Source organism: Colwellia meonggei (assembly GCF_057537295.1).
Genome location: NZ_BAAJLZ010000001.1, coordinates 733,052 through 750,552 on the forward strand (window position 1 = coordinate 733,052; position 17,501 = coordinate 750,552).

16 protein-coding genes are annotated in these 17,501 nt (G+C 38.1%); 11 read left to right on the plus strand and 5 right to left on the minus strand.

Annotated features, from left to right (window positions below):
• Window positions 1-229: 229 nt before the first annotated feature.
• Window positions 230-1,798 (plus strand): glutamate--cysteine ligase, encoded by a 1,569-nt coding sequence (gshA, locus tag AC27E9_RS03270; protein ID WP_487127216.1) that lies wholly within the window; start codon window positions 230-232, stop codon window positions 1,796-1,798.
• A 603-nt stretch (window positions 1,799-2,401) separates the two neighbouring features.
• A complete protein-coding gene (locus tag AC27E9_RS03275) occupies window positions 2,402-3,022 on the plus strand; it encodes a transglycosylase SLT domain-containing protein (protein WP_487128273.1) in 621 nt (206 codons plus the stop codon).
• A 710-nt stretch (window positions 3,023-3,732) separates the two neighbouring features.
• On the opposite strand, the gene AC27E9_RS03280 is transcribed toward AC27E9_RS03275, so the two are convergent.
• The 4 genes from AC27E9_RS03280 to AC27E9_RS03295 all read right to left on the minus strand — a co-directional run bounded on the left by AC27E9_RS03280 (window position 3,733) and on the right by AC27E9_RS03295 (window position 7,319).
• Window positions 3,733-5,019 carry an HlyC/CorC family transporter gene (locus AC27E9_RS03280; RefSeq protein WP_487127218.1) on the minus strand — a complete coding sequence of 429 codons (1,287 nt, stop codon included), beginning with the start codon at window positions 5,017-5,019 and terminating at the stop codon, window positions 3,733-3,735.
• Between the two features lie 90 nt (window positions 5,020-5,109).
• Window positions 5,110-5,910 (minus strand): cytochrome C assembly family protein, encoded by an 801-nt coding sequence (locus tag AC27E9_RS03285; RefSeq protein WP_487127220.1) that lies wholly within the window; start codon window positions 5,908-5,910, stop codon window positions 5,110-5,112.
• 107 nt (window positions 5,911-6,017) lie between these two features.
• Window positions 6,018-7,112: an SO_0444 family Cu/Zn efflux transporter gene (locus AC27E9_RS03290; protein WP_487127222.1), complete on the minus strand. Its 1,095-nt coding sequence runs from the start codon at window positions 7,110-7,112 to the stop codon at window positions 6,018-6,020.
• Between the two features lie 33 nt (window positions 7,113-7,145).
• Window positions 7,146-7,319: a hypothetical protein gene (locus tag AC27E9_RS03295; protein ID WP_487127224.1), complete on the minus strand. Its 174-nt coding sequence runs from the start codon at window positions 7,317-7,319 to the stop codon at window positions 7,146-7,148.
• Between AC27E9_RS03295 and ffh the strand changes: the two genes are divergently transcribed.
• Window positions 7,318-8,712 (plus strand): signal recognition particle protein, encoded by a 1,395-nt coding sequence (gene ffh / locus AC27E9_RS03300; RefSeq protein WP_487127225.1) that lies wholly within the window; start codon window positions 7,318-7,320, stop codon window positions 8,710-8,712. The genes AC27E9_RS03295 and ffh overlap by 2 nt on opposite strands.
• Before the next feature lie 80 nt (window positions 8,713-8,792).
• On the opposite strand, the gene AC27E9_RS03305 is transcribed toward ffh, so the two are convergent.
• Complete coding sequence (locus tag AC27E9_RS03305) at window positions 8,793-9,764, minus strand: DMT family transporter (RefSeq protein WP_487127227.1); 972 nt, start codon at window positions 9,762-9,764, stop codon at window positions 8,793-8,795.
• A 304-nt stretch (window positions 9,765-10,068) separates the two neighbouring features.
• On the opposite strand from AC27E9_RS03305, the gene rpsP reads away from it, so the two are divergent.
• From rpsP to AC27E9_RS03345, 8 genes are all read left to right on the plus strand, one after another.
• Window positions 10,069-10,317: a 30S ribosomal protein S16 gene (gene rpsP, locus AC27E9_RS03310; RefSeq protein ID WP_077286254.1), complete on the plus strand. Its 249-nt coding sequence runs from the start codon at window positions 10,069-10,071 to the stop codon at window positions 10,315-10,317.
• Between the two features lie 28 nt (window positions 10,318-10,345).
• A complete protein-coding gene (rimM, locus tag AC27E9_RS03315) occupies window positions 10,346-10,876 on the plus strand; it encodes a ribosome maturation factor RimM (RefSeq protein WP_487127229.1) in 531 nt (176 codons plus the stop codon).
• 43 nt (window positions 10,877-10,919) lie between these two features.
• Entirely contained in the window at window positions 10,920-11,705 is a 786-nt protein-coding gene (gene trmD, locus AC27E9_RS03320) for a tRNA (guanosine(37)-N1)-methyltransferase TrmD (RefSeq protein WP_487128275.1), read from the plus strand.
• A 12-nt stretch (window positions 11,706-11,717) separates the two neighbouring features.
• Complete coding sequence (gene rplS / locus AC27E9_RS03325; protein ID WP_487127231.1) at window positions 11,718-12,071, plus strand: 50S ribosomal protein L19; 354 nt, start codon at window positions 11,718-11,720, stop codon at window positions 12,069-12,071.
• A gap of 357 nt (window positions 12,072-12,428) precedes the next feature.
• Window positions 12,429-14,372 (plus strand): acetate--CoA ligase, encoded by a 1,944-nt coding sequence (acs, locus tag AC27E9_RS03330; protein ID WP_487127233.1) that lies wholly within the window; start codon window positions 12,429-12,431, stop codon window positions 14,370-14,372.
• A 294-nt stretch (window positions 14,373-14,666) separates the two neighbouring features.
• Window positions 14,667-15,767 (plus strand): 3-deoxy-7-phosphoheptulonate synthase, encoded by a 1,101-nt coding sequence (locus AC27E9_RS03335; RefSeq protein ID WP_487127235.1) that lies wholly within the window; start codon window positions 14,667-14,669, stop codon window positions 15,765-15,767.
• Window positions 15,768-15,782: 15 nt separating this feature from the next.
• Window positions 15,783-16,925: a bifunctional chorismate mutase/prephenate dehydrogenase gene (tyrA, locus tag AC27E9_RS03340; protein WP_487127237.1), complete on the plus strand. Its 1,143-nt coding sequence runs from the start codon at window positions 15,783-15,785 to the stop codon at window positions 16,923-16,925.
• A gap of 26 nt (window positions 16,926-16,951) precedes the next feature.
• Complete coding sequence (locus AC27E9_RS03345; protein WP_487127239.1) at window positions 16,952-17,428, plus strand: thioredoxin family protein; 477 nt, start codon at window positions 16,952-16,954, stop codon at window positions 17,426-17,428.
• Window positions 17,429-17,501 lie beyond the last annotated feature (73 nt).

The following is a 17,501-nucleotide window of genomic DNA, read 5'->3' on the forward strand; positions in this document are numbered from 1 at the left end:
CTCGGGTCAATATTCTCTCGTAGGGTTTTATAATGCACACTGAAAATGTAAAAGTTGCCTGTGAGTAGCGGTTTTATCATGTAATTAATGTATTTAGAAATGTTTGCTTATACTTTATTTATTTGACCTAGCGCATAAATACATAATAATAAATGCCTGTGGGCATTGAAAATTTAGGTTTCACCCTTAAATAGCTCTTACTTACTGGCGTATCGCATCAGGAATTATTTTGACACTATCATTAAATGAATATATCACCGCTTTTAGCAATGAAAGTCATAACGCATCTTTAAGCAAAATTGGCCGTGGTATAGAGCGTGAAGCACTTAGGGTACTGCCTAAAGGACGATTATCTGAACAAGCGCACAGTGAAAAATTAGGTTCGGCGCTGACTCATCCTAATATTACCACCGACTATTCAGAAACCTTATTGGAGTTTATTACTCCAGTAAGTTATGCACCTGAAGTTGCAATTTCACAATTAGAAGACGTACAAAAGTTTACTTTAAGTCAACTTGATGGTGAGGTTTTATGGCCAATGAGTATGCCGTGTTTTGTTGAAGATGACGATAAAATTCCGCTGGCACAATACGGTAAGTCAAATATAGGCAAAATGAAAACTGTTTACCGTCAAGGTTTGAAAAACCGCTACGGTAGTATGATGCAAGTAATCTCCGGGATTCACTTCAATTTCTCTTTTCCAAAGAGCTTTTGGCAATCCATGCAGGCAATTGAAAAAAGCAGTATTCCAATTGATGATTATATCTCAGAGAAGTACTTTGCTTTATTAAGAAATTACAAGCGTTTTTGTTGGTTGATTCCATATCTATACGGTAGCTCGCCAGCTATATGCAGTTCATTTTTACAGAATAAAAATACTAATTTGCCATTTAAGAAAACTGACAAAGGTTATATGTATTTAGAGCATGCCACTTCGCTAAGAATGAGCGATTTAGGTTATACCAACAGTGAACAATCATCTTTACAAATTTGTTATAACAATTTGTCTGGTTATTTAGATGGCGTTAAAAACGCTATTAACTTGCCATCCGACAAATTCGCTGAAATTGGCATTAAGGTGAACGGTGAATATCAGCAATTAAATGCTAATGTCTTGCAAATTGAGAACGAATTATATGCCCCTGTTAGGCCAAAATGCGTTGCTAAACCTAATGAAAAACCCTCAGAAGCGCTAAAAAATCGCGGTGTTGAATATATAGAGGTTAGAGCTTTAGATGTAAACCCATTTTCAGCGACCGGTATTAGTGTTGAACAAATTCGATTTTTAGATATTTTTCTAACATATTGTTTATTTGAAGCAAGCCCAGAACTTAGCTGTGCGGAACAAGCCGTTTGTGAAGAAAATATGGACCAGGTAGTCGTGCGAGGTCGCGATCCAGAACTATTGCTTAAAGATCATGATAAAGATAAATCAATACCTCAATGGGGTAATGAAATTTTTACTAAATTAGCAAATGTTGCCACTTTGCTTGATCAAGCCAATGGCAATAACTTGTATCAAACAGCGTTAGCAACAGAAGCAGAAAAAATTAACAACGCTAATTTAACGCCATCAGCACAAATCTTATCAAAAGTTGTTACTGAGCAGCAATCGTTAACTCAAATTGCATTGGCTAATGCAAGTACCTATAAAGAGCAGTTGTTAGCACAAGATTATCAAGCTTATAGTGCACAGTATTTTGCTGATACAGCGGCTGAGTCATTAGCAGCACAATCTGCAATTGAAAAGGCGGATACAGTCGACTTTGATACGTTTATAAGTGATTACTTTGCCTAGCTAATTTAAACCGTTATTTGATAACTGTATTCAGTAGCTTTTGAGAAGTATGGATAATTTCTGCACAAAAAAAAGCGCGTTAGGGCAACGCGCTGCAAATAATAAGAAAGCAGTCCAGGGAGGTTTTGCTTTCAAGTTATTTGACCACAGCTTATTTTTATAGTTCATTTTTTGTTCGATTTATTTTTGTTTTATTTTTAATGTGAAAATGCCCTAATTAAACAATGGCTTACGATTTGGTTAATAGACTTGCTTGTCTTAAATTTTGGCATGTTGCAATCATTCACATAATTTCAGCTAAAAAAAAGCACATTTATCGTAAAATAAATGTGCGCTAAAACATAAAACACTTCAGGGGAATAACTCTCTCATTAACTATGAGTAGATAAAATAGATTTAGTTCCGAAAATTTAATTTTATTTTCTAGCCTTTTTACAGTACTTTAATTGTCAGTGCTTTCTGCCTGATATCTTAATTGTCGACTAATGAAAAATGTTGGTTAATGAAAAAGTTTAGTGAAAGTGTAAAAAATTGCGACATTTCCCTGAAAATGAAAAAATATTCTGGCATGATGTTGTTATTAAAAACCAACTCCATGTATTAATGACATTTTTTAAAACGCTTATCATCTCAGTGCTCGCTTGCTTAACCCTTTCAAGCTGTGCAACAAGTCCACCAAAAAATCCTGAAAATTTATGTGAAATATTTAGAGAACATAGAGATTGGTATTTCGCTGCTAAAGATGCCCGAGAGCGCTGGGGTGTGCCAATTCATGTGCCTATGAGTATGATGTATCAAGAAAGCTCATTTAAAGCTGACGCATTACCGCCTCGAGATTATCTATTAGGTTTTATCCCGTGGGGACGTGTTAGTAGTGCTTATGGTTATTCTCAGGCAAAGACCATGACATGGGATGATTATGTACGTGAAACTGATAACTCAGGCGCTGACCGTGATGATTTTGATGATGCAATCGATTTTATGGGTTGGTTTATTTTCAAAACGCAAAAAATTAATAAAATTTCTAAATGGGATGCTTATAACCAGTATCTTAATTACCACGAAGGTTGGGGCGGGTTTAAACGTAAAAGTTATAAAAAGAAGGCGTGGCTAGTGAAAGTTGCTCGTAAGGTAGATAACCGAGCAAAACGTTACGGTAGTCAATTAAAGAGTTGTGAGAAAGACCTTAATCATGGTTGGTTGTGGCGCTTATTTTTCGGTTAATAACTCGCTAAAAATTGTTTTAGCTTAGTTGCTTTTATACCTCAGTTTTTAATTATTTAAGGCTTACTATGAAAATAGTAAGCCTTATTTTTTAATCACGTTTGTTATCCTTTTACAATCTTATTTTAGGTTATTTCTGATTCGGAAAACCTACCGCCAGAACTTCTTGAGTCTTGCATACTTCTTGCCAACTGAATGCAAAATTGTATTATTTTTCAACATTTCTAGGGCGAATACGGGCTAGAAAATAGCCAAAAAAAAATTATAAAAAAACTTCATATTTTTATTAAAAATTGTTTGCAAAACACAAAGCCTAATAGGAATAGGGCTTGCATTTGTTATCCACAGAAATTGTGGAAACTTGATCCTTAGATCTAAACCTGTGTATAACTTTGTTATTAACTTTCAATGATTAAAGTTCTATCCACAAAATCAAAGAAATTAATCATTTTTAAGCGCTAAATACTAGAAAGTGACTTTAATCTTCGTTTAAAGACGATCTTTAGCACTAGTTCTAGCGTGAATTAATGTCCGGAAGTTGAAGTTTATCAATATGTGAACACTAGTTTTGAGCAAGATCTGATACAAATGATCATGCCAAGTAGATAAATTGGCTTTAATTGGCAAAAATCTAAAATTCTAATGACAAATAAAAAGCACTGCGATTAGATGCAGTGCTTCGTTGTTTGGTGGGAGATATACTTGCTAAATTAGCTCTCAGTAACTTCACCGTCATAGAGCTCAGGTAAGATCCTAACGGTTTTGATCATGTTATCTTTTACTTCAATGATCTCTAGCGGATAGCCGGCGATCCTAACACTTAAGTTCGCTTCCGGAATATCTTCTAAGTATTCTAAAATCATCCCATTAATAGTTTTAGGACCATCGGTTGGAAAACTCCAGGTCATTTCTTTATTAATGTCGCGCACGGTTGCGCTGCCATCGACTAAATAGCTACCGTCTGGTTGCACATTAACTTCATCGCTGGTGGTTGGTGTCATTGTTGTGGTGAAATCACCAACAATTTCTTCAAGAATATCTTCTAGGGTAACTAAGCCTTGAATGTCTCCGTATTCATCGACTACAAGCCCTAAACGCTCTTTTGCACGTTGAAATTTTAACAGTTGAACATTCAGTGGTGTTCCTTCTGGAATAAAATATAACTCGCGTACTGCGCGTAATAACGTTGCTTTAGTAAATTGGCCTTTTGATACTAACCTTAAAGCATCACGCATATGAACATAACCAACCACGTCATCAATATTGTCACGATAAAGCAATACGCGGGTGTGTGTTGATTGAGTTAGTTGTTTTTGAATACGCTTCCAATCTTCGTTGATATCAATACCGACTAATTCATTGCGCGGTATCATAATATCTTCAACTGTAACTTTTTCTAAATCTAAGATACTTACTAACATATCTTGATCTTGCGATTTCAGCATCGCACCAGATTCATTTACCACTGTTCGTAGTTCTTCTGAACTCAAACTGTGCTGTTCACGTTGCTCTGAACTAATGCCTATCATGGCTAATATGCCATTGGTGATCCAATTAACAGCAATAACAAGCGGGAATAGAACCTTAAGTAATAAAGATAAAATTATTGAGCTTGGAAAAGCAACTTTTTCTGGGTATAACGCCGCTAACGTTTTAGGTGTAACTTCGGCAAAAATTAAAATAACTAAAGTTAAGATAATTGTCGCTGCTAAAACACCATAAACATCACCTAGAAAACGAATGCCAATAATTGTAGCTATTGCTGATGCAGCAATGTTAACAAGGTTATTGCCGATTAAAATTAAACCGATTAACCGATCTGGGCGTTTTAGTAACTGGCCGACTCGTTTAGCAGAGCGGTGATTCTGTTTTTCCAAGTGCTTTAATCGATAACGGTTAATCGACATCATGCCGGTTTCAGAGCCAGAAAAGTACGCAGATATGAATATTAGTATGCCGAGAATGACAAAAAGCATATCTGTTGAGATGTTATCCAAAAATGGGATCCTATTTTAATTGATCAAAGCCGTCGGTTAATCTTGATATTGTATCGCGACGGGTAATAAAACTAACTTATACCTTAAAACTTATAATAAGAGAAATTCTTTCACAAATCGGCTGCCGAAATAGGCTAAGGTTAAGATAAATGTGGCAATAACGGTAAGCGATAAAACACGTTGACCACGCCAGCCTTGCTTGAAGTGTCCCCACAATGTTATGAAATATAAGCTACAGGCTATAAGCGATAAAATAGTTTTATGGGCATTTTCCTTGGAGATCATGCCTTCTAAAAAAACAAAACCTAGAATTTGACTGGCCAATAAACAAACACTACCAATTAATAGAATGCTAAACAGTTGTCGTTCAACTTGCATTAATGGCGGCAGTTGATTCACCGCCTGTAAGTTTTTGCTTTTTAATTTCATATTAATGTAGGCAACCTGAAAGGCGTATAGTGTCGCAATTACTAGAATACAATAAGCAACTAAAGCTAATGTTATATGGCTTAGCATCGCAAGTTTATCGGCAACAATTTCCATATTTCCCATTGGCGAAATAAAAATCATACTAAGTTGCCAAAGGCCGGCAAAGCCATAAATAACTGGCAGTAATAAGTTTACTTTAAAGCGTAAGGCTACGGTTGAAATGACTAAGGTGATTACTAAGCTGACTAGCGAGACCACATTAGGTAAAGAAAAGTTTAGGTTATTATCGCTAAAAAGAAATTGAGAATTACTCAAGGCGTGAAAAATAATCGCTAAACAAGCAAAAATTAGTGTGATAACTAAGTTAGGCCCTTTGGGGTGGAATAAACGAGACAAAATTGAGAGTGTTGCCAGGCTATAACAGACAAAGGCAGTAAATGAACTGATACTTGAAAATTCCACAAAGAGCTCCGAAAAAATTAAAAACTGTCCATAAGTTAACTAAATAAGCTTAGCTAGTGACGCGATTCTAGCAGATTAAAGGCCAGAGACCATCACTATGCTTGTATTTATATCAATAGTTTACGTATTGGTTTAATGCCTAAGAAAACTAATATAGCTGCACATGTTAAACCAAACCAATAAGGTAATATTTCATGGCTGTGCTGCATTTGCTGGCTAATATCTATCATAAAATAGTTTAAGCCCCAGTCTAAGAGTAGACCGAAAGCAATAGCTGAAATGCCAATACCGAGTAAGTATTTCACTAATACTGAGCTACCCATTTCATTTTTAATGACACCTAGTGTTGAAATATTGGTTGCTGGTCCTGCCATCATAAAGACTAAAGCGGTACCTGGTGATATACCCGCTAAAATAAAACCGGCGGCGATAGGTGTTGAAGCCGTTGCACAAATATACATAGGGATTGACATGGCAATCATAACTAACATTGCGCCAAGGCCACTACCGTAACTTAATAAAAATGATTCTGGGACAAAAGTGCGAACAATAGTGGCGAATAACAAACCCACTAATAACCACTTAATTAAATCGTCGACTAATTGCGTTGCACTGTAACGAACACCTGCCAGTGTTTTTACCAGGATAGTGTCGTTTTTTTGTTGTACTTTACTGGCACAACAAGAACTCGCTTTTTGCTCTTGTTCTATTGCCTTAGCTTTAGCTTCGGCTGATTTCTTGGCGCAACAACTGCTTGCTTGGCTTTGGTTACTATGCGTTGAAGTTGTAACTGCAGTTTTCGAACTTGCGACGAGAATCCCCGTGAAAATTGCCGATAAAATTGCCGTTATAGGACGATATATGGCCAAAATTGGACCTAATAATGCGTAAGATACCGAAACTGAGTCAACACCTGTTTCTGGCGTTGCTACTAAGAATGCTGATGTTGCTGGAGCTGATGCACCTGAACGTCTTAACTCTGTAGCCACTGGAATAACGCCGCAAGAACATAATGGCAATGGGGCACCAATTAAAGCAGCTTTAACAATTGCTTTGTTACCGTGCCCTAGGTGGCGGCTTAAAATTTTACTAGGCACCCAAGCTTTCATTAAGCCGGCAATTAACAACCCCAGTATTAACCAAGGACTAGCCTCTGCACTTAATTGCAGTAAATTGTCAAAAAATAAAATGAAAGTACTCACACTTATTCCAAAAGTGATGTAATTAACAGCAGTTTACCATAGTTTTTTTTGCGAATATTGATCTGTATGCCAGCTTTTTTCTTTCTTATCTATTGCTTTATCAAATTGCGTCATTATTCTAAAAGCACAACTTCTACTTTCGCTAATTATTTGTACGGGTATAATAGAGGCAATTTTTTGCGTATAGCTATTACTAGAGTCATCCATGTTTGAAAATCTTTCCGATCGTTTAACGAAAACGTTAAAAAATATCAGTGGCCGTGGTCGCCTTACCGAAGACAATATTAAAGATACGTTGCGTGAAGTACGTATGGCATTATTAGAAGCAGATGTTGCTTTGCCTGTCATTCGTGAGTTTATTGCCAAAGTTAAAGAAAGTGCTGTTGGCCAGGATGTTTCAAAAAGCTTAACGCCTGGGCAAGTTTTCGTAAAAATAGTACAAACAGAACTTGAAGCTGCTATGGGTGAAGTCAATGAAGCACTTGACTTAAAAGCCACGCCTCCTGCGGTAGTTTTAATGGCCGGTTTACAAGGTGCCGGTAAAACTACCTCTGTTGCAAAGTTAGCTAAATTTTTAACAGAACGTGAAAAGAAAAAGGTGCTAGTGGTCAGTGCTGATGTTTACCGTCCGGCCGCTATCAAACAACTTGAAACTTTAGCTAATGAAATTAATGTTGGCTTTTTCCCAAGTGATATAAAGCAAAAACCAATTGATATTGCTAATGCTGCAATTGATCACGCTAAGAAAAACTTCTTTGATGTGCTAATTGTTGATACTGCTGGTCGTTTGCATATTGACGGCGACATGATGGCTGAAATTCAAGAGCTACATTCGGCAATCAATCCAATTGAAACGCTGTTTACTGTCGATGCAATGACAGGTCAAGATGCGGCTAATACTGCTAAAGCATTTAACGATGCTTTGCCTCTCACTGGGGTTATCTTAACTAAAACTGATGGTGACGCTCGTGGTGGTGCTGCCTTATCTATCCGTCATATTACCGGCAAGCCAATTAAGTTTATGGGTGTTGGTGAGAAAATTGAAGCATTAGAGCCTTTTCACCCTGATCGTATTGCTTCACGTATTTTGGGCATGGGCGACGTTCTTTCTTTAATCGAAGAAGTAGAGCAAAAGGTTGATCGTAAGCAAGCAGAGAAACTTGCTAAAAAAGTTAAAACAGGTAAAGGCTTTGACTTAGAAGACTTCCGTGATCAGTTAGTACAAATGAAAAGCATGGGTGGCATGATGGGCTTGATGGACAAATTGCCTGGTATGGGCAATATGTCAGAACAAATGAAAGGTCAAATGGATGATAAAGTGACTATTCGAATGGAAGCCATGATCAATTCAATGACCCCAGCTGAACGCCAGCGCCCAGAAATTATTAAAGGCTCTCGTAAGCGTCGCATAGCTGCGGGTTCAGGTACTCAAATTCAAGACGTGAACAAATTATTGAAACAGTTTACCCAAATGCAAAAAATGATGAAGAAAATGTCAGGCAAAGGTGGCATGAAGAAAATGATGCGCTCAATGAAAGGTATGATGCCTCCTGGTGGCGGCGGAATGGGTGGCATGGGCGGCGGTATGTTTGGTCGTTAATCAATTATCATAACGATAAAAAAAAAGCAGCTTAAGCTGCTTTTTTTATGTTTTGAAAATATCACTTAAGTAATGCGAAATTATTTAGATAATAACAAATAACGTTTAATGGCTTGGATATTTTTTTTACTTAATATTTTATCACCAAGTGCTGTTAACATTGAGCCCAGTACAACAAAGCCAGCGCCAATATACGCTAACATATTTAAATGTTGAGCTTGAAAGTGCTGTGGCCAGCAATATTCAGCTATCGTAGCAAATATTACGGTGAGCAAGGGGGTTATTGCTAATGTCGCACTGACCTTGGCCGTTGGTAAATACTCAAGTGATTTAGCAAAAGTACCGTAAGCAATTAAAGTATTCGCACAACAAAAAAGCAGTAGTAACAACGCACTAATATTTAACGATGTTATTTGGCTTGGAGTTGCTAAAGGCAAAAAGAATAAAGTGCTTGATAAATATATACACCACATCACCTGATTTGAGCTGTAATAGCGCAACATCTTTTTTTGGATAATAGCATATGCTGCCCAGGTTGTTGCTGCTGCTAACATAATGAAAAAGCCAGTAATAAATGCATCGTTACCTAAACCGACATTAGCAATAAATTGCTGATTAAAGAATAATATCAGCCCGCTGATTAATACTACTGAACCGACCATTTGCCCACGACTAAAGTGTTCTTTAATAAAAATCACACCGCCAACAATCATTAAAAATGGTGCCATTTGTATTAGCATTTGCGCTGTTTCTGCTGGTACAAAGTGTAAAGCGCTAAGGTAGAAAATATAATTTAAACTTAAAAATACTGCTGCGAAAAACAAACGTTTTAATCTTTTAGGGTGTGACACTATTGATAATGGAATGCGTCTTTTCGTCAATAATAATAAGCCAACAAAAAATGCAGCAAAAATAAAACGGTACCAAGTAATGGTATAGGCATCCATTAAGGTTAATACTGATTTTAGCGCCAAGGGTAATAATCCCCACATAATGGCAGTGGTCAGTGCCAGCATTAATCCTTTTACGCTGCTGTTGGCAACTTGTGTCATTGATATTCCTGCTTATATAAAGCGAAGTTAGATAAAGAGTACTGTGCTGCATCTTTTGAAAGCGCGGGATTATATAGCCGAATAGGCAATTAGCATACGAAAATATTGTGGTAATTTGTTTTGTGTAGAAACCTAAACATTTACTGAATGAAAAACGCTGAATATTGAACAATTTATGATAACAACAACTAATAAGGTTGATTTGTTGGTCAAAAAGCGTAGAATACGCGAGCTTTTCTGTCGCTTGGTCGACAGGAAATGTCTGGAAAATTCGTTTTAACACTTAAATTATATAGAGGACGATATGGTTACCATTCGTTTAGCTCGTGGCGGCGCTAAGAAGCGTCCATTCTATCAGGTTGTTGTTGCAGATAGCCGTAACTCTCGCGATGGTCGTTTCATCGAGAAAGTTGGTTTCTTCAACCCTACAGCACAAGGTCAAGCGGAAAAATTACGTTTAGACCTAGACCGTGTCAACCATTGGGTTGGTCAAGGTGCAACTGTATCTGATCGTGTGGCCAAGTTAGTTAAAGATGCTCAAAAAGCAGCTTAATTAATCTGGTAGGTCAAAGGAGTTATTTGTGGAAGTTATTGGTAAAGAAGTCACCTTAGGTAAAGTAGGCGCAGTCTACGGCATCAAAGGTTGGTTGAAAATACATTCATTTACAGATGATTCTGAAGCCATACTTGACTATTTTCCTTGGTCATTAAAATTAGGAAATAATAAGCAATCAGTAGAAATTACCGATTGGCGCAAACATAACAATGGTCTTGTGGTCAAAGTTGCAGGTATAGATGATCGTGATATTGCTCAAAAGCTTGTCGGTTCAGAAATATTTGTTAACGAAGAGGCGTTAGTGGAATTACCAGAAGGTGACTTCTATTGGCGAGATCTTATGGGCATGACTGTTATTACTGATAAAGGTTACGACCTAGGTCAGGTTTCCGATATCATGGAAACAGGCGCTAACGATGTATTGGTTGTTAAGGCTAATCTTAAAGATGGCTTTGGTAAAAAAGAAAGGTTAATTCCTTACTTAATGGACCAAGTTATTCTTTCGGTTAGTAAAGAAAATAAACAAATTTGTGTTGACTGGGACCCAGGCTTCTAACTTGAGTAGTAGTGAGTTAACAAACATTCTTAGCGATAAGAAAATGTGGATTGGGGTGATAAGCCTTTTTCCTGAAATGTTTGACGCGATTACCGAGTATGGGGTGACAGGCCGAGCGATTCGTAATGGGTTAATTGAGTTTCACAAGTGGAACCCAAGAGATTTTACTCATGATAAACATCGCACTGTGGACGACCGACCTTATGGCGGCGGCCCAGGCATGCTTATGATGGTGCAACCGTTACGAGATGCCATTCATGCTGCAAGAAAAGCTGCGGAAGTTGATGGTAAAAAAGCTAAGGTTATTTATTTGTCGCCGCAAGGACGAAAATTGGACCAAGCTGGTGTACGCGAATTAGCACAGCATGACCGACTGATATTTATTGCAGGACGTTATGAAGGTATTGACGAACGGCTTATTGCATCGGATATCGATGAAGAATGGTCGGTCGGTGATTATGTTTTAAGTGGTGGGGAACTACCAGCGATGAACGTAATTGATGCCGTAGCACGTTTTGTGCCCGGAGTATTGGGACATCAACAATCAGCTGAGCAGGATTCATTTTCTGACGGTTTATTGGATTGTCCTCACTACACTAGGCCTGAGGTAATGGAAGTTTCTGAAAATGAAACTGCTTCTGTTCCAAAAGTGCTATTAAGTGGTAATCACGAACATATTAGGCAATGGCGCCAATATCAGTCTTTAGAAAGAACTTGGACTAGAAGACCGGAATTATTAACTAACCTAGCTCTGACAGCAGAGCAGCAAAAAATGTTAACAGCTATAAAGGCTGATAGTGAAAATGCTGCTGATGACTGTGAACCCTAGGAAGAAGGTATTATGAGTAATATTATTAAGCAGCTTGAAGCTGAACAAATGAAGCAAGATGTACCAGCATATGCACCAGGTGATACTGTTGTGGTACAAGTAAAAGTTACAGAAGGTGATAAATCACGTCTTCAAGCATTTGAAGGTGTTGTAATCGCTGTTAAAAACCGCGGCATCAATTCTGCATTCACTGTTCGTAAAATTTCAAACGGTGTTGGTGTAGAGCGTGTATTCCAGACACATAGCCCAATCGTTGACTCAATTGAAGTCAAACGTCGCGGTGATGTACGTCAAGCTAAGCTTTACTATCTTCGTGAGCGTTCAGGTCGTTCTGCACGTATCAAAGAGAAGTTGGCAAAAAAATAATCTTTCTTTAATTAGAAGATTATTTCCAAGCTTGAGAAAACCTGTGTGGGCAACCGCACAGGTTTTTTTGTTTTCGGTAATAAACTTTTTATCAAGTTACTAGCTAAAATAATTGAACTAATATATCTTTACAAGCAAATGACAGCGTTGTCATTTGCTTGCTTTAATGCTACTGTAATCTAACGCTTAAATTAGATTGATATAAATAATTCATTAATATTCGACTTTAGTGGTGTATTACAGCGCAAAAACTTAGGCTATGATGTTGCTAACTTAAAAATAGAATAATAGTTGAACGGAGCTTAATTTTCACCGTATCAACAAGCCATCAGATATTAGGAAATCAAGGATTTTAACATGCAAGAATTAAAAAGCCGTTATCCCGTATTAGAGCAGGCTAAAGCTCATACACACATTGATGCTGCAACTTATGATGCTATGTACAAGCAATCAATCGAAGCGCCTGAAACATTCTGGGCTGAGCAAGCTGATAAGTTTCTTGATTGGTATAAGCCTTGGAACAGCGTTACCGATGTTGACCTTAAATCTGCAGATATTAAATGGTTTTCAGGCGGGAAATTAAATGTAAGCTATAACTGTATTGATCGTCATTTGGTGACTAAAGCAAATGATACTGCGATTATCTGGGAAGGTGACGATCCAAGTGAAGATAAAAATATAACCTACCAAGAGTTACATGATCATGTATGCCGATTTGCAAACTTATTAAAAGCTCGTGGTGTGAAAAAAGGTGATCGTGTGTGTATTTATATGCCAATGATCCCTGAAGTTGGCTATGCAATGCTAGCTTGTGCTCGTATAGGTGCGGTTCACTCTGTAGTTTTTGGTGGTTTTTCGACAGAATCAATTCGTGCTCGCGTTGCCGATGCTGATTGCCAAGTGGTAATTACTGCGGATGAAAGTTTACGTGGTGGTCGTGTAATCCCATTAAAAGCCAATGTTGATGCAGCAATTACAGAGTGCCCAAATGTTCATTCAGTGATTGTTGTGGAACGTACTGGTGGTGATGTGGCTTGGAATGACAAAATTGATGTGAATTACCAGCAAGAGGTTGCTAAATTCCCTGCTGCCTGTGAACCAGAAGTTATGGATGCTGAAGATCCACTCTTTATTCTTTATACATCTGGCTCAACAGGTACGCCGAAAGGGGTTCTTCATACCTGTGGTGGTTATTCATTGTATGCCGCGATGACGCATAAATATGTTTTTGATTATAAAGACGATGAAGTTTATTGGTGTACTGCTGATGCTGGTTGGATCACTGGACATTCTTATATTTTCTACGGCCCATTAGCTAATGGTGCTACAACGTTAGTTTTTGAAGGCGTGCCTACTTATCCAGATGCTGGTCGATTTTGGCAAGTGTGTGATAAGCATCAAGTTAATGTGTTTTATACCGCTCCTACTGCTATTCGAGCATTAATGAGTGTTGGCGACAGCTTTGTTGAAAGTGCTGATTTATCATCATTGCGTATTCTTGGTACGGTTGGCGAGCCTATTAATCCAGAAGCATGGCATTGGTATTACGAGGTTATTGGTAAAAGTAAATGTCCAATTGTTGATACTTGGTGGCAAACTGAAACTGGTGGCATTTTGATAACATCATTACCGGGTGCCGTAGATATGAAGCCAGGCGCGGCAGGTAAGCCATTTTTTGGTGTTAAACCGGCATTATTCGATAAAGACGGCAATACACTTGAAGGTGAAAACCAGGGGCTATTGATGATGACGGGAAGCTGGCCGGGTCAGTTACGCTCCGTTTATGGCGACCACGATCGTTTCTATCAAACTTATTTAAGCCAATACCCTGGTAACTACTTTACCGGTGATGGTGCAAAACGTGATGAAGATGGCTTTTATTGGATCACAGGTCGTGTTGATGATGTGCTAAATGTTTCTGGTCACCGCTTAGGTACCGCTGAAATTGAAAGTGCCTTAGTGCTGCATCCAGCAGTTGCCGAAGCTGCTGTGGTAGGTTACCCGCATGAAATTAAGGGGCAAGGGGTTTATGCTTACGTAACATTAATGAGTAGTGCCACCGAATCTGAAGAGTTACTTACTGAATTAACTGAATTTGTTGCCAAAGAGCTAGGCCGTTTTGCCAAGCCTGATTATATTCAATATGCACCAGGGCTACCAAAAACTCGCTCAGGTAAAATAATGCGTCGCATACTGCGTAAAATTGCCGAGAATGATTTAGATACTTTAGGTGATACCTCAACTTTGGCAGAGCCTGCAGTTGTTGATCATTTAGTGAATAATCGTATTGTTCACAGCTAACAGCTAGTTACATAGTAAGAAAGTTATTAAGCGCCTTTTGGCGCTTTTTTTATACAAAAATTTTATCTCAGGGGCTATACCTTAGATAATTATCAGTGTAAGATATTTAGTACAAATTGAGTAAATTAAAGTTTACAGTAAGAAGTTTTAAGAAATGTTCTATCAACGATATCGATATTATTACCTCCCATACTTTAGCTAGTCACTTGCCTAGCCCCGTTATTTACAGTTAGAAATAACGGTTACGTTACACATTCAATTTTCAAGTTAGTATTCAACATTCAGGAAAGTACCATGTCATCCCAAAAATCAGTTACAGGCACGCTTGTAAAAAGTCGGCTTAACGATATTCATGTTAATGCGGAAGAGGTTTTAATTACCCCAGACGCCTTAAGAGACGAATTGCCGCTACCAGAAGCTGGTAGAGTATTTGTTAAAGATGCACGTAATATCATTGCCAATATCATTCACAAAAAAGATCACCGTTTACTCGTTATTACTGGGCCTTGCTCGGTACACGATGTAGATGCAGCAAAAGCTTATGCACGACAATTAAAAGTGTTACATGACAAGTATCAAGATAGTTTATACATAGTGATGCGAGTTTATTTTGAAAAACCACGAACTACCGTAGGTTGGAAAGGCCTAATCAATGATCCTGATATGAATGGCTCATTTGATGTTGAAAGTGGCTTGCGTAAAGCTCGTGAATTATTAATTTACCTAACAGAACTTGGCTTACCATTGGCAACCGAAGCACTTGACCCTATTAGTCCGCAGTACTTAGCAGAACTTTTTAGTTGGTCTGCTATAGGCGCTCGTACCACAGAGTCACAAACCCATCGTGAAATGGCAAGTGGCTTATCAATGCCAATTGGCTTTAAAAATGGCACCAATGGCGGCCTTGACGTGGCTATCAATGCTCTTCAGTCTGCGGCGTCATCGCATCGTTTTATGGGGATTAATCGCCAAGGGCAAGTGGCACTCATCAAAACCTCAGGCAACCCTGATGGCCATGTTATTTTACGTGGCGGCAAGCAGCCAAACTATGATTCGGTTAATGTTGCCGTGTGTGAACAAGAGTTGGCAAAGCAAAATTTAGAGCCGGGTATTGTTATTGATTGTTCACATGGAAACTCTAATAAAGACTACCGCCGCCAACCTTTAGTAGCAGATAATGTTTTCAATCAAATTTGTGAGGGTAATAAATCTATCATTGGTATTATGTTAGAGAGTAATATTAATGCTGGTAATCAAAGTGCAAACTTACCCTTTGAACAACTTGAATATGGGGTTTCTGTAACAGACGCCTGTATTGATTTTGCCGCTACTGAGCAATTAATTTCAGCGGCAAGTACTAAACTTGAAGTAACACTAAAGAACCGTATTAAATAAGGCGATATAAACGTAATGAAAGATAAGTCTACATTTGATCAACAATTAGGCCAATTACGTGATGAAATTGATGAGCTCGATAGCCAGTTAGTTGCACTACTTAAAAAGCGTCGCGCTGTTACGACTAAAGTTGGCCAGTTAAAAAGTGAAGTAGGCATGCCGATTTTCGCGCCAGAGCGAGAAGCAAGTTTATTGAAAGTTCGACGGAAGCAAGCCATTGATGCAGGGCTTTCGCCTGAGCTAATCGAAGATATTCTTCGCCGTTTAATGCAAGACTCATACGTTAGTCAAGACGCTAGTGGCTATCGTTCCGTTAATGAAAAATGTAAGCAAGTGGTAATAATTGGCGGGCAAGGGCAGTTAGGGCAAATATTTGTCGATCTATTTAACCGTTCTAACTATCAAGTGCAGGTTTTAGAAAAAGCTGATTGGCCGAATAGTGAACAGCTGTTAAAAGATGCAAGCTTAGTGATAGTAGCCGTGCCTATTCGTTTAACTGCAATGGTTATTCAAAAGTTAAGTAATTTACCTGATGATTGTATTTTAGCGGATGTGACGAGTATTAAAGAAGCGCCACTGTATGAAATGATGAAAGTGCATGCCGGTCCGGTTGTAGGTTTGCATCCGATGTTTGGTCCTGATGTTACTGGCTTAGTGAAACAAACTATTATTGCTTGTGAGGGAAGATTCCCAGAAAAGTACCATTGGCTACTAGAGCAGTTTCAAGTATGGGGAGCAAAAATTTATCCGGTCGAAGCGCATGCGCATGATCAAGCGATGTCGATGGTTCAAGTGATGCGTCACTTTTCAACTATCGCCTATGGTTATCACTTAATGACAGAAGGGGCTGATATTTCCCAGCTAGTGGAAATGAGCTCACCGATTTATCGTTTAGAGCTAATTATGGTTGGTCGCTTATTTGCACAAGATCCTGTGCTTTACACTGATATAATTTTTGCCAATCAAGACAATATTGCTATGATGAAACGCTTCGCATATCGATTTTTAGAATTATTAGAAGACGTACAGCTAAATGATAAAGATGCTTTTACTACTATGTTTTCGCAAGTTGCTGACTGGTTTGGCGATTACGCTGATATTTTCTTGCAAGAAAGTAAGGCAATGTTGATAAAAGCGGATCAACTTAAAAAGCATTAATAGCTAAAATAATAACAAGGAATGAAATGAGAACATTTGCGGTAATTTTATTGAGTATGATTATTCTTGCAACCGTGTCGGCTTGCGCTAATAGCCATGTTGAAAAAGCATCTATGCTGTCTGGTGAAGTGAACCAACAGCAAGTATTAACTAAGCATAAATCATTTAAAAATAGTTATCAGGCGTTTAACGTATCTGAAGGTGATATGGCTGCCGTCAATGCTTGGCCGGATGATTTACATATTGATGTTTATTTTGGCACTTGGTGCCACGATAGCCAGCGAGAAGTACCACGATTTTTGAAACTTATTGCTGAAAATACCCAACTTTCAACTCGATTAATTGCTCTTGATTATGAAAAGTCAGAGCCAAATGGCTCAGCAAAAAGTCATGCTATTAAATACACGCCAACATTTGTTGTTTACCTAAATAACAAGGAAATTGGTCGCATAGTAGAAAGGCCAAAAGTTTCAATCGCGGCTGACATTTCTGCAATGCTTTAACGTTTTAATACGGCAATAAATTAAAAAATCGCACATTGTTTCACTTTGTGCGATTTTTTGTTTTTATCAACTG

What these genes read in the sequence shown, in the direction of transcription:
- AC27E9_RS03335 (WP_487127235.1), top strand. Translation starts at nt 14,667, where the DNA reads ATGTCATCCCAAAAATCAGTTACAGGCACGCTTGTAAAAAGTCGGCTT.
- rplS (WP_487127231.1), top strand. Translation starts at nt 11,718, where the DNA reads ATGAGTAATATTATTAAGCAGCTTGAAGCTGAACAAATGAAGCAAGAT.
- ffh (WP_487127225.1), top strand. Translation starts at nt 7,318, where the DNA reads ATGTTTGAAAATCTTTCCGATCGTTTAACGAAAACGTTAAAAAATATC.
- AC27E9_RS03275 (WP_487128273.1), top strand. Translation starts at nt 2,402, where the DNA reads ATGACATTTTTTAAAACGCTTATCATCTCAGTGCTCGCTTGCTTAACC.
- tyrA (WP_487127237.1), top strand. Translation starts at nt 15,783, where the DNA reads ATGAAAGATAAGTCTACATTTGATCAACAATTAGGCCAATTACGTGAT.
- trmD (WP_487128275.1), top strand. Translation starts at nt 10,920, where the DNA reads ATGTGGATTGGGGTGATAAGCCTTTTTCCTGAAATGTTTGACGCGATT.
- acs (WP_487127233.1), top strand. Translation starts at nt 12,429, where the DNA reads ATGCAAGAATTAAAAAGCCGTTATCCCGTATTAGAGCAGGCTAAAGCT.
- AC27E9_RS03345 (WP_487127239.1), top strand. Translation starts at nt 16,952, where the DNA reads ATGAGAACATTTGCGGTAATTTTATTGAGTATGATTATTCTTGCAACC.
- AC27E9_RS03295 (WP_487127224.1), bottom strand. Translation starts at nt 7,319, where the DNA reads ATGGATGACTCTAGTAATAGCTATACGCAAAAAATTGCCTCTATTATA.
- AC27E9_RS03305 (WP_487127227.1), bottom strand. Translation starts at nt 9,764, where the DNA reads ATGACACAAGTTGCCAACAGCAGCGTAAAAGGATTAATGCTGGCACTG.
- rpsP (WP_077286254.1), top strand. Translation starts at nt 10,069, where the DNA reads ATGGTTACCATTCGTTTAGCTCGTGGCGGCGCTAAGAAGCGTCCATTC.